The organism is Erythrobacter insulae (assembly GCF_007004095.1).
Classification (GTDB): Bacteria; Pseudomonadota; Alphaproteobacteria; order Sphingomonadales; family Sphingomonadaceae; genus Erythrobacter; species Erythrobacter insulae.
In genome coordinates, this window is the sequence record NZ_VHJK01000001.1 from 305,798 (window position 1) to 317,765 (window position 11,968).

Here is an 11,968-nt window from a genome sequence, read left to right on the forward strand (position 1 = left end):
CCGTAAAGCTGCCCCCTTTGCAAAGGGAGGCGGGGAACTGGCGGAACCAGCTCCCCGCGATCGAATAAAGGTCTTAGAAAACCAGAGATGTCACCATCTTCACGCCTTCGACCTGTTCAGCCTCGGCAATGGTTTCAACCGTTGGCGCTTCATCCAGGCTGAGCAGAAGCACAGCCTCGCCGCCCGCATCGCGGCGACCCAGATTAAACGTACCGATATTGATACCGCGCTCACCCAATAGCGAACCGATCCGGCCGATAAAGCCCGGCTTGTCGTCATTGACAATGTAAAGCATGTGACCATCCAGCTCGGCTTCGATACCGATGCCGAAAATCTCGACCAGCCGCGGTTTGTCGCTGCCGAACAATGTACCGGCAACCGAACGCGGACCCGATTCCGTTTCCACGGTTACGCGGATTAGGGTGTTGAACGCACCATCACGCTCATGGCGGATTTCGCTGACTTCAAGTCCGCGTTCCTTGGCAAGGTAAGGCGCATTGACCATGTTCACCGTGTCGGAATAACGGCGCATGAAACCAGCCAGAACAGCGCCAGTGATCGGTTTACCGTTGAGCTGCGCTGCGGCGCCTTCGCGTTCGATGCTGATCTTTGTCAGATTGCCATGCGCGAGTTGGCCCACCAGCGAACCGAGCCGCTCTGCGAGAGCCATATACGGTTTCAGCTTAGGCGCTTCTTCAGCAGAAAGAGATGGCATATTGAGAGCGTTGGTGACGCCGCCATTCACGAGGTAATCGGCCATCTGCTCAGCCACCTGCAGCGCGACATTGACCTGCGCTTCGGTGGTTGATGCACCAAGGTGCGGTGTGCAGATGAAGTTTGGCGCACCGAATAGCGGGTTTTCCTTGGCTGGCTCTACGGCGAACACATCAAGGGCTGCGCCTGCAACCTGACCGCTTTCGAGGCAGTCTTTAAGCGCCGCCTCGTCAATCAATCCGCCGCGCGCGCAGTTTACAATGCGGATACCCGGCTTCGCGTTTTCAAGCCGCTCGCGGCTCAAGATGTTGCGCGTTTGATCAGTCAAAGGCGTGTGCAGCGAAACGAAATCCGCTCGCGAGAGGAGATTGTCGAGGTCGACTTTCTCAATGCCCAATTCAATCGCGCGGTCTTCTGTAAGGAAGGGATCATAGGCGATCACTTTCATTTTCAGGCCCAGAGCACGGCTGGCGACGATCCCGCCAATATTGCCTGCACCGATCAGGCCCAGCGTCTTGCCGGTCACTTCGATGCCCATGAAGTCTTTTTTGGGCCATTCGCCGGCCTGTGTGCGCGCGTTCGCCGCAGGGATCATGCGGGCGAGCGCCATGATCATTGCGATCGCGTGCTCAGCAGTGGTGATCGAGTTGCCGAACGGCGTATTCATCACCACCACGCCTTTGCCCGATGCATAAGAGATATCGACGTTATCGACGCCGATGCCCGCACGGCCAATCACTTTCAAATTGGTCGCAGCATCGAGAATTTCAGGAGTGACGGTGGTCGAAGAACGGATCGCAAGGCCATGATATTCGCCAATGCGGGCTTTCAATTCTTCGGGGTTTTCGCCCGTGATCACATCAACATCACAGCCGCGCTCTTCAAAAATGCGCGCTGCGTTGGGGTCCATCTTGTCAGAGATGAGCACTTTAGGTTTGGTCATAGGTGTTTCCTTTGGCCAGCCACGCGCCCGTTCAGGCCGCGCGGTCTGCAATTCTTATATGAAGGGGTGGCGGCGGCCCGATCCACTCGGGCCGCGCACCGATCAGCCGTTCTTGACGGTTTCGTAAGCCCACTCGATCCACGGCAGGAGACGCTGGATGTCGTCCTGTTCAACCGTGCCGCCGCACCAGATGCGAAGCGATGGCGGAGCATCACGGTAACCGTTGAAATCATAACCGACGTTGCGCTCTTCGAGCATCGCGACGACTTTCTTCGGCACATCGGCCTGCTCTTCGGCAGACAGGCTTTCATACCAGTCGCCCTGGAACATCATGCAAACGCCGGTGTTGGTGCGCTGCGCCGGGTCGGCGACCATATTGCGCAACCACGGCTTGGCTTCGATCCAGTCTTTGACGATATTCGCATTGGCATTGGCCCGGTCAAACATCGCCTGACGCCCGCCGATCGACTTTGCCCATTCAAGCGCGGCGATATAATCTTCAGTGGCGAGCAGCGACGGCGTATTGATGGTAGCGCCTTCGAAGATACCAGTGTTGATCTTGTCGCCTTTTTTCATGCGGAACAGCTTTGGCAGCGGCCATGACGGATCATAGCTTTCGATCCGCTCCACGGCCTTGGGCGAGAGGATCAACATCCCATGCTGAGCTTCTGAGCCCATCACTTTTTGCCAGCTGAATGTCGTCGCATCGAGCTTTGCCCAATCCATCTCCATGGCGAAAATGGCGCTGGTCGCATCGTTGATGGTGATACCTTCGCGCCCCGGCTCAAGCCAGTCGGTGTTCGGGATCATCGCGCCCGACGTTGTGCCATTCCATGTGAACACAACATCATTGCGCTGCGGGATGGTCGAAAGGTCGGGGATTTCGCCGTAATCGGCAGAAAGGGTTTGCAGGTTCGGCAGTTTAAGCTGCTTTACCGCATCCTGAATCCAGACATTGCCAAAGCTTTCCCATGCCGCGACCGTTGCCGGGCGCGCGGGATCGAGCATGGTCCACATGGCCGCTTCGAGAGCGCCCGTGTCCGATGCTGGCATGATGCCGACAAGGTAATCGTCAGGAACGCCCAAAAGTTCACGCGTCAGGTCGATGGCGTATTTCAGCCGGCCTTTGGCGAGCTTTGAACGGTGCGACCGGCCAAGCGAGGCGGTTTTGATTTTATCGAGGGACCATCCGGGGAACTTGACAGTCGGACCGGATGAAAATTGAGGACGCTCAGGCTTGAGCGGCGGCTCATGGCTGAGCCCACGTGCGTAATCAGTCATTTGTATTCTCTCCTTACAGAGAGCTCGCGCGGCGTTGGGACCGCGTGGCCCACTGGCCGCAATAGTGGCGGCTTTCAGATAGTCAACGCGCGAGTCCGGTTTGTTATCCGTTTTATTTGGTTTGAGCCTGATGTTTTTTGCCTGCAACGGTTGGCGAATGAAAAACAAACATTGAGCGTCAAGCAGCGGTCGCCTAGACGGGCGCGATGGAAACGTCCGATCTTCGCATCGCCCTTTTCAGTGGCAATTACAATTATACGCGCGATGGCGCGAATCAGGCTTTGAACCGGCTCGTCGGATCGTTGCTTGGCAATGGTGCGTCGGTGCGCATCTATTCACCGACCGTCGCAGAGCCCGCGTTTGAACCGACCGGCGATCTTATCGGTGTGCCATCAGCGGGCCTGCCATTCGGGCGCGGCGAATATCGCATTCCCACCGGGCTTGGCCGCAAAGTGAAGCGGGATCTGGAAAAGTTCGCGCCTAATATCGTGCATCTTTCTTCGCCTGATCCCGCCAGCCACGCGGCGCTCAAATGGGCTCAAGATCAGGATATTCCTGTGCTCGCGTCGGTTCATACCCGGTTTGAAACCTATCCGCGCTACTACAAGCTCGGTTTTATGGAACCGCTCGTGGTCAAGCTGCTCAAGCGTTTTTACAACCGCTGCGATGCTCTGGTCGCGCCATCTGACAGCATGATCGAAGAATTGCTGGCGATGGATATGCACGACGATATCGGGCTGTGGAGCCGCGGCGTAGAACGCACCGTTTTTTCATCGGAGAAACGCGATCTGGACTGGCGGCGCTCGCTCGGACTGGCGGACGATGATGTTGCGATCGTTTTCCTCGGGCGGCTCGTTATGGAAAAAGGCTTGGACGTGTTTGCCGAAACGATCGTGCAGCTGCGGAAACGTCAGGTTCCGCATAAAGTGCTGGTTATCGGTGATGGCCCGGCGCGCGAATGGTTTGAAACCAATTTGCCGGGGGGTATTTTTGCCGGGTTCAAAACGGGCGCCGATCTGGGTCAGGCACTGGCCAGCGGTGACATCTTCTTCAACCCGTCCATCACCGAGACATTTGGCAATGTTACGTTGGAGGCCATGGCTTGCGGCCTGCCCGTGGCCGCCGCCGGCGCAACAGGCGCTGCGAGCCTTGTAAATGACGGCATCACCGGTCAGCTGGTGCCGCCGACCAAAGATAAAGAAACGAACGCCGCAGCTTTCGCCGAAGCAATCGCGCCCTATTGTACCGACCCTGCATTGCGCATGTCCCATGGTGCCGCGGGCGAAGCGCGCAGCCGCGAATTTAGCTGGGAAGCTATCAATCAGGCGGTAGCCGACACGTACATACGGCTGATCAAAGACCGGCGCGCTTTGCAGGCAGAAGAGGCCATTGCAGCCGCCTCTGCCTAAAACTTTACTTCAGCACACCGGCACGTGTCATGCGCGACGCGTAAAACAGCATGAACAGGGTCGTTACCCAGATCATCACCGTCAATGCGGGGCTTCGCAGCGTCTCGGGAATATCTGACATCGCGTATTGATAGACGTTTGACCCCAGCAACCCGATCACCGCGATGATCACCGCATGAACTGCGAAACGCGACCGGAGCAGCAACAAAATGGAGGCTGCAATCGCGCCCCAAACGCCCAAAGCCCAAAATGCATTGGCCCAAGCAGGATGGCTTTCGAAATATGCGATTTCTGATTGCGACATGCCAAGATCATGGAGTTTGCCAAGCTGGGTCATCGTGTAACTAAACCCGCCGACCGAATTCCATAACAGCGTCAAAATGCCTACCACCCACAGGTGCCAAGGTGTCTTTTCTCGTCCTATTTGTTCCATATCTATCCCTCCTCGCTCGGCGCGACCCGGCATTCCCGTGAGACAGGATAATAGACCAGGCAAAATGCGGCAAACGGATTAAGGGTTTGGTCCCAGACACAGAAAAGGCGGCCGCAGCCGCCTTTTCCCAAGATTGTTGTTCGCGCCTTATTTCAGCCGAGCTGGCCGGCATTGTCGGCAATCGAGGCAAATAGGATCGAGGCGACGGCGATGATCCAGGTTGCCATTGCAATCGGCATCGCTTCGAACGCGAATGGGTTGATAGAAAGGGACAATTGGTAGGCCGACGTTCCGATCAATCCGATAACTGCCACAACGAAGGCCTGAATCGCCCAGCTGGATCTAAGCAGCAACATGGCGCTACCAGCAATACAGCCCCAAACAGTTAGCGCCCAAAATGCACTTGCCCAGATCGGGTAGGACGCAAAGTGCGCCAATTCTGCCGACGCCGTGTGTGGATCACCCAGAATACCAAATTGGACCGCCAAAAACCGCGCAGCACCGTATAGCGCCCAGATCAACGTCAGTCCGCCGACAAACCTGATCTGAAGGGTGCCCGTCTGGCCGATCATTGGTTCGTTTTGCATTGCGAGTTCCATCATGCCCTCCAAGGGGTTTTGTTTTGTTATTATGGAACCTCTGATAGCGGACAGATATGAACGCACCGCCAAATATTAGTGCTTCGAAATGGTTAATGCCTTAACCGGCCGCTGTTCACGCTTTTGCAGACAGCAGCCGGTTCTGTGCGGCTCACATCCGCTCGATTCGCTTGGATACCTCGTCAATAATATCGACGATCTGGTCAATCGCGGTTTTATCGAGCTTGCCGCTCGCCGCGCGATTTTTAAGGACATTGGCAAGATTGCCCATCGCCCGAAACAGATCGGGTGATTTTTCCTTCACACGCTCTGCGCGGTCGCCGTGTTCTGTCAGGCGGCCCATCAATTGCTCCACCTCATCGGCGCGCTCTTCAAGTTCGGCCACACCGGTTTTCGTGGCTTTGAACGGCTTTTTACCGCCGGTGTCCTCGTCTTTTTCCTTGTTCTTGGGCTTGGCCTGTTTGATCTGGCCTTCTTCCTCAAGCATTTGCAGCGTCGGATAGACCGCCCCCGGGCTCGGCGCGTATCCGCCGCCCGTCATATCTTCAATTGCACGAATCAGCTCATAACCGTGGCGCGGTTCTTCGTTGATGAGCGCAAGCAGAGCGAGGCGCAGCTCGCCTTGACCAAACATCCGGCCGCGGCGTTTGCTCCGGCGCGGGCCGTCCTGCCAATTGCGGCTGCGCCGCTGACGTTGCTCGCCACTGTCCCACTCGCTCGCCGCCGAAGCCGCCATCATTGCGATCATCGGGCCGAGATTGTTCCAGCCGCCTTTGCCATATTTCTGCCAAGTCATAACTTCTTACTCCAGACTACTTTTGATAGGTTCAAGATATATCTTAGGAATGTCGTTGCAAGAGGTGGATGGCTTTTTCCGACGAGCGCCTTATTCCGGACGACGAATGGCTGATCTGTTTGGAGATGACCCCGCGCCCGTCAAAGGCGATGCGCCCGCCAAGGACGCACCGCTGGCCGACCGTCTGCGCCCGCGTGCCCTCGCGGATGTCATCGGGCAGGATCACCTGACCGGAGAAGCAGGCGCAATTGGCCGAATGGTCGGCGCCGGCAAGCTATCCAGCATGATCCTTTGGGGCCCGCCCGGCACAGGCAAAACCAGCATAGCGAGGTTACTCGCGGATGAAGTGGGCATGCGCTTTACTTCGATCAGTGCGGTATTTTCGGGTGTCGCCGACCTGAAGAAAGCCTTTGCCGAAGCGGAAAAAATGGCGGGCGCAGGCCAGCGTACGTTGCTGTTTGTTGATGAGATACACCGGTTCAACCGTGCGCAGCAGGATGGATTTCTGCCCTTTGTTGAACGCGGCACCGTCACGCTTGTGGGCGCGACGACAGAGAATCCGAGCTTCGCACTCAACGCCGCGTTGCTAAGCCGTGCTCAGGTGTTGATCCTTGAACGGCTCGACCATGCCGCTTTGGAGGCTTTGCTGGTCCGCGCAGAAGAATTGGAAGGCCCCCTTCCCCTGAACGAGGATGCCCGCGCCGCTTTGATTTCCAGCGCAGATGGCGACGGGCGGTTCCTGCTGGGTCAGGCGGAGACGCTGTACAATGCGGCGCTGCCCGAGCCTTTGGACCCGGCCGCTCTTGGGGCGTTCCTCCAACGCCGAGTTGCTGTGTATGACAAGGACCGCGACGGGCATTACAATTTGATCAGCGCGCTGCACAAATCCTTGCGCGGGTCAGATCCGCAGGCCGCGCTGTATTACATGGCTCGAATGCTGACTGCGGGCGAGGAACCACTTTATGTGCTGCGCCGATTGGTGCGTTTCGCCAGCGAGGACATCGGACTTGCTGATCCGAATGCTCTTACACAGTGCCTTGCGGCAAAGCAGGCTTACGAATTTCTCGGCTCACCCGAAGGCGAAGTCGCCATCGCGCAGGCGTGCCTGTACCTTGCGACTGCGCCCAAATCGAATGCGGCCTATAATGCGCAAAAGGCCTCTTTTCGAACCGCGAAGGAAACCGGCAGCCTGATGCCGCCCGCCAATATCCTCAATGCGCCCACTAAACTGATGAAGGATATCGGATATGGAGAGGGATATTCCTACGATCACAACACCGAAGAGGGCTTTTCAGGCGACAATTACTGGCCCGATGGCATGGACCCGCAGGTATTCTATGAGCCGGTCGAGCGCGGGTTTGAACGCAAAGTGAAAGAGCGCATCGAATATTGGAACCGTCTGCGTGAGGGGCGATCATAATGCGCGAATTTGATCATTTTGTCGCCATCGATTGGTCCGGCGCCAAAGGGGAACGGCACAAGGGTATCGCAATCGCCATCGCCGATGGCAAAGGCGGGCCGCCGGTGCTGGTAGATCCGCCCGCGCGCGGCTTTTCTCGGCCCGAGGTCATGGAGATCTTGCGCAGTGATCTTCCTGCAAATTCGCTGGTGGGCATCGATCTTGGCATCAGCCTGCCGTTCAACGACGCAGGTGCTTTCTTCCCCGGATGGCAAGCCAGCCCGAAAAGCGCAAAGCGGCTTTGGGCAATGATCGACGAGATTTGCGCCAATGAACCGCATCTTGGCGCAAATACCTTCGTCACCCACCCTGTCGCCTCGCGCTATTTCCGGCATGGCAAAGACCATACGGGGGATCAGTTCCTGCTGCCCGGCGCTGTATCGCGTGAGGGCCGCTTTCGTGAAGCGGAGACCGCTCAGCGCGCGCAAAAATGCCGTCCGGTCAGCAATTTCAATCTCGTGGGGGCGGCGCAGGTCGGAAAATCATCGCTCACCGGTATGCGAATGCTGCATCAATTGCGCGGCGATCTACCCGTCTGGCCGATGGACCCGGTGCCCGAAAAACGGATCACCTCGGGCGGATCTATGTTGGTCGAAATTTACACCGGCCTTGCATCCAAAGAGACCGCTGACCTGGGCGGACGCACCAAATTGCTGACCTATGCCGATCTCAACGCGGCTTTATCCGTGCTGGAGTGCCCTCCGGTAGATAGCGAAGGCGAAATCGATGACCATTCATCAGACGCTCTGCTAACCGCCGCCTGGCTGCGCAAGGTCGCGCCCGAGCAAGAGCGATGGGAGCCGAAATGCCTGACAGCGGAGATTGCCTACACCGAAGGCTGGACCTTCGGAGCGCTGTAAGACTATCTGATTGATATGAGCGATTTCTCCATCAGTTTCGGCTTTGATAATCAGCCGTCGGCTCCGGCAACTTCTTCAGCTGGACAGGACGAGGCGCAAATTGAATTTTTGTGCAATCCCGCACTCGCAGGGACCATACCTGAGCCACAGCGCGCGGTCCGGTTTGCGCCCGACTGGTTCCGCAATCTCAAACCGGATATGGGCATCCCCGACGCCAACGGCCTGCCCGGATTAACGGCAAAAGCCTGCCTTCCGATGACCGATGCGTTCGCTTTGGGTTTTGTGATCCCCATGCCCTACGATGTGCATCTGCGCGTGCCAGAAGACGGCGTAAACATTGCAATGGGTTGGGCGGAGAACTGCGCTTTTGCGCCGCTGGAACAGCACATGCCAGAACAGCTGGGCGCGCCAGAGCCGCCGTTCCAGCAGGTGATGCCACTGAAATTCATCAATCCGTGGCGAATCAAGGTGCCCGATGGGTATTCCGTGCTGTTCCAACCGGTGATGAACCGGCCCGAATTGCCGTTTTATTGCTTTTCCGGGCTGGTCGATTGCGACCGCTTTGACACGACAGTCAATCTTCCTTTCATCTGGACCGGCGGACCGGGCGAATTCATGATCCCTGCCGGATCGCCCATTGCACAGATCATCCCGATCCGGCGCGACGCCTTGATCAAAGGCCATACAGCGCGCGTTTCGACCGAAGCCGAGCTCGCACAGCAAGACCGCGCAGCGACGCGCAAATACACTGAAGAATCGACCTATCGCAAAGACTGGCGGGTAAAGAAGTGACCACTTCGGTCATTTTGCACGAAACTGGGCTGGACATTGGACGCATTTTGGCGATAAGCGCGCCTTCGAAATGAGAGTGCCGGCTTAGCTCAGTTGGTAGAGCAGTTGATTTGTAATCATCAGGCCGCGGGTTCGACTCCTGCAGCCGGCACCACTTTTCCATCTCCGCCCATACCCGCGATTGTCAGCCTGTTTGGTGATTATACGCTGCTGCGCTAATCGCGGTGCAGATCACTATTGGGTTGGGAGCGAATGATGGGCATAGAATTAAGCAGAGCTTTGACGCTGCCTTGCGGGGCAGTGCTGCTAAACCGGATTGCCAAAGGCGCAATGACCGAAGGGCTGGCAACGCCTGACGGTCGCCCCACGCCAGAGCTGGAACGCCTCTATGGCATTTGGTCCGATGGCGGTGCCGGCATGTTGCTCACCGGAAACATCATCATTGATAAAAACCATCTGGAGCGGCCCGGTAATGTCGTCATCGACAGTGCACCTGACGCCGATATGGCCGCGCGGCTGGCGGGCTGGGCCAAAGCCGGAACGCGTGCAGGCAATCATCTTTGGGCGCAGATCAGCCATGGCGGGCGGCAAACCTCGAAACTGGTCAATCCGCATCCCAAATCCGCATCCGATGTCGCATTGGCTTTGCCCGGCGGACAATTTGGCAAGCCGACACCTCTCACCGCGGAAGAAATCGCCGATCTGGTGGAACGCTGGGCCGTTGCAGCCAAGGCCTGTCAGGATGCAGGGTTTACCGGCGTTCAAATTCACGGTGCGCACGGCTATCTCATATCGCAGTTCCTGAGCCCGCGCGTGAATCTGCGGACCGATGAATATGGCGGGTCACTGGAGAACCGCGCACGTTTTCTTCTGGAAGTGGTTAAGGCCGTTCGCGCAGCCGTCGGCCCCGCCTTTCCCATTTCGGTTAAGCTCAACAGCGCCGATTTCCAGAAAGGCGGCTTTGTTTTCGAAGACAGTATTTCTGTGGTCAAATGGCTGGAGGCGGCATCGATTGATTTGATCGAAATTTCCGGCGGCACCTATGAACAGCCCAAATTGATGGGTGTCGAGGGGATGGAAGCGGAAGAGGTGCAGAATGTTGCCCCCTCCACCGCCGCGCGCGAAGCCTATTTTGTCGACTTTGCCAAAGCGATGCAGGCCGAAGTGGATGTGCCCTTAATGGTGACAGGCGGCTTTCGCAGCCGCGCAGCCATGGAGCAGGCGCTGGAAATGGGAGCCGCCGATGTCATCGGGCTTGGCCGGCCGATGTGTTTGATGACGGATGCTCCGAAGCAATTGATCGGCGGCCTCGAAATGCTGCCGCGTTACGAAGACAAACTGGACCTGATCCCCGATTGGCTAGGGTTTCTCAAACGGTTCCAAACGATCAAGGCGGTGAACGGGTTTGCCGGTATCTACTGGTTTTATGAGCAGCTGTGGATGCTCGGCCACGAAGGACGAGTTGACGAAAGCTATCCCGTTTTCAAAGCGTTCCGCCAAGTCGAGGCCCGCAATAAAGCGATAATGGCAGCGCGCAGCTAAAACCCGATACGCACCGTCAGGCGGGCGGCGTGGGCTTTATAGTTTTCGTTGAAATCACCCTGATATCCGGCTGCGATTGCGACAGTCTCAGAAAGCTGAGCGGTTAATCCCGCAGCGAATTCAAACCGGTCTTGTCCCCGCAATGGAAATTCGATCAGACGCGGTGAAACCTGCGAAGACGACACACGGAAACTGCGAACGGTATTCACGGTATCGTGAATGATCGTGCCTTTGACAAAACCGGTAACGTCATCAGATATTTCGGCTCCGAATTCTATGCCGCCGCGCAATTCGACAAATTCCGCATCGCCTCGTTCGACGGTCAGGCCAAGCCCGCCTGTTTCGGTAGTGTCATCGAAATTGATGTTCGCGACATTCAAACCGATGGTGGGCACAATCCAGATATTCTCATCTTCGAGCAGATCATATCCGATTGCTGCGCGGCCCATGATCCCGTCAAAGTCGAAAGCAGAGGCAATCGGGCCTGAAAACCCGGCTCTTTCTGTTTCAACATTCCCGGTCAGATATGCGACCTCGGCGTTAAAGAAGCCGCGATCAAACAGCTCGATTGCCGTATAAACGCCGAGCTTGATACTTTCGATTTCGGCATCACCAACGCTGGCTCTGCGGGATGTGTCATCGACGCTGATATCGGCATAGCTGCCGATCAGACCTAACCGGACATCGTCACTCAATTTAAAATCACCGCCGGCTGTGATGATAGTCTGGCTGCTGTCATAGCCCGCAGCCGACGCATCGAACGGTTCCTGCTCTGCTCCGCGGACCATGATCTCGCCCCAAATCGACGAACGATCATTGGCAATATGCCGATCCATCGCTTCGCTCGCGGCGCTGGCGCTTTCGAAAATCTCTCGCCCCGCCCCTTCGCTGGTCGATGGCAGAGCGTTCAAAAGAGTGGATGGATCAGAAGGTGCTGGCGCCGATTGGGCTGCCGCAGGAACAGTCAATCCGGCTCCTGTGAGCACAGCAGCCGCCGTAAATAGAACGCGAAAATGATCAAATCGGAATACGGTCAACGAAACTCTCCTGGCATTGTACGGCAAGCAAACCTTGTCAGCCGCAAAACAGACGGGGCTGTCATAGCCGATTATGGTTAAAAGAGACCTTCAATGACACATT

General features: G+C 56.9%; 11 protein-coding genes and 1 tRNA gene. 6 read left to right on the forward strand and 6 right to left on the reverse strand.

Annotation, left to right across the window (positions count from 1 at the left end; genetic code table 11):
* Window positions 1-73 precede the first annotated feature (73 nt).
* Complete coding sequence (gene serA, locus FGU71_RS01525; RefSeq protein ID WP_142786936.1) at window positions 74-1,657, reverse strand: phosphoglycerate dehydrogenase; 1,584 nt, start codon at window positions 1,655-1,657, stop codon at window positions 74-76.
* Window positions 1,658-1,759: 102 nt separating this feature from the next.
* Window positions 1,760-2,938, reverse strand: a complete 1,179-nt coding sequence (locus FGU71_RS01530) for a phosphoserine transaminase (RefSeq protein ID WP_142786937.1) — start codon at window positions 2,936-2,938, stop codon at window positions 1,760-1,762.
* A 206-nt stretch (window positions 2,939-3,144) separates the two neighbouring features.
* Between FGU71_RS01530 and FGU71_RS01535 the strand changes: the two genes are divergently transcribed.
* Window positions 3,145-4,347 (forward strand): glycosyltransferase family 4 protein, encoded by a 1,203-nt coding sequence (locus tag FGU71_RS01535; RefSeq protein ID WP_142786938.1) that lies wholly within the window; start codon window positions 3,145-3,147, stop codon window positions 4,345-4,347.
* A gap of 4 nt (window positions 4,348-4,351) precedes the next feature.
* Here the strand turns inward: FGU71_RS01535 and FGU71_RS01540 are convergent, their stop codons facing one another.
* The 3 genes from FGU71_RS01540 to FGU71_RS01550 form a co-directional block, all read right to left on the reverse strand.
* The gene (locus tag FGU71_RS01540) at window positions 4,352-4,780 is read right to left on the reverse strand and encodes a hypothetical protein (protein WP_142786939.1); all 429 of its coding nucleotides are present in this window, start codon (window positions 4,778-4,780) and stop codon (window positions 4,352-4,354) included.
* Between the two features lie 152 nt (window positions 4,781-4,932).
* A complete protein-coding gene (locus FGU71_RS01545) occupies window positions 4,933-5,367 on the reverse strand; it encodes a hypothetical protein (protein ID WP_142786940.1) in 435 nt (144 codons plus the stop codon).
* A gap of 163 nt (window positions 5,368-5,530) precedes the next feature.
* Window positions 5,531-6,175: a PadR family transcriptional regulator gene (locus tag FGU71_RS01550; RefSeq protein ID WP_234035590.1), complete on the reverse strand. Its 645-nt coding sequence runs from the start codon at window positions 6,173-6,175 to the stop codon at window positions 5,531-5,533.
* Window positions 6,176-6,281: 106 nt separating this feature from the next.
* On the opposite strand from FGU71_RS01550, the gene FGU71_RS01555 reads away from it, so the two are divergent.
* The 5 genes from FGU71_RS01555 to FGU71_RS01575 all read left to right on the forward strand — a co-directional run bounded on the left by FGU71_RS01555 (window position 6,282) and on the right by FGU71_RS01575 (window position 10,828).
* Window positions 6,282-7,595: a replication-associated recombination protein A gene (locus FGU71_RS01555; RefSeq protein ID WP_142786941.1), complete on the forward strand. Its 1,314-nt coding sequence runs from the start codon at window positions 6,282-6,284 to the stop codon at window positions 7,593-7,595.
* A complete protein-coding gene (locus FGU71_RS01560) occupies window positions 7,595-8,494 on the forward strand; it encodes a hypothetical protein (RefSeq protein WP_142786942.1) in 900 nt (299 codons plus the stop codon). Before FGU71_RS01555 ends, FGU71_RS01560 begins: the two co-directional genes overlap by 1 nt.
* Window positions 8,495-8,509: 15 nt before the next feature.
* Window positions 8,510-9,286 (forward strand): hypothetical protein, encoded by a 777-nt coding sequence (locus FGU71_RS01565; RefSeq protein WP_142786943.1) that lies wholly within the window; start codon window positions 8,510-8,512, stop codon window positions 9,284-9,286.
* 78 nt (window positions 9,287-9,364) lie between these two features.
* A tRNA-Thr gene (locus FGU71_RS01570) sits at window positions 9,365-9,440 on the forward strand.
* A 98-nt stretch (window positions 9,441-9,538) separates the two neighbouring features.
* Window positions 9,539-10,828 carry an NADH:flavin oxidoreductase/NADH oxidase family protein gene (locus FGU71_RS01575; protein ID WP_234035591.1) on the forward strand — a complete coding sequence of 430 codons (1,290 nt, stop codon included), beginning with the start codon at window positions 9,539-9,541 and terminating at the stop codon, window positions 10,826-10,828.
* On the opposite strand, the gene FGU71_RS01580 is transcribed toward FGU71_RS01575, so the two are convergent.
* Window positions 10,825-11,865 carry an autotransporter outer membrane beta-barrel domain-containing protein gene (locus FGU71_RS01580; RefSeq protein WP_142786944.1) on the reverse strand — a complete coding sequence of 347 codons (1,041 nt, stop codon included), beginning with the start codon at window positions 11,863-11,865 and terminating at the stop codon, window positions 10,825-10,827. The two genes, FGU71_RS01575 and FGU71_RS01580, sit on opposite strands and share 4 nt — an antisense overlap.
* Window positions 11,866-11,968 lie beyond the last annotated feature (103 nt).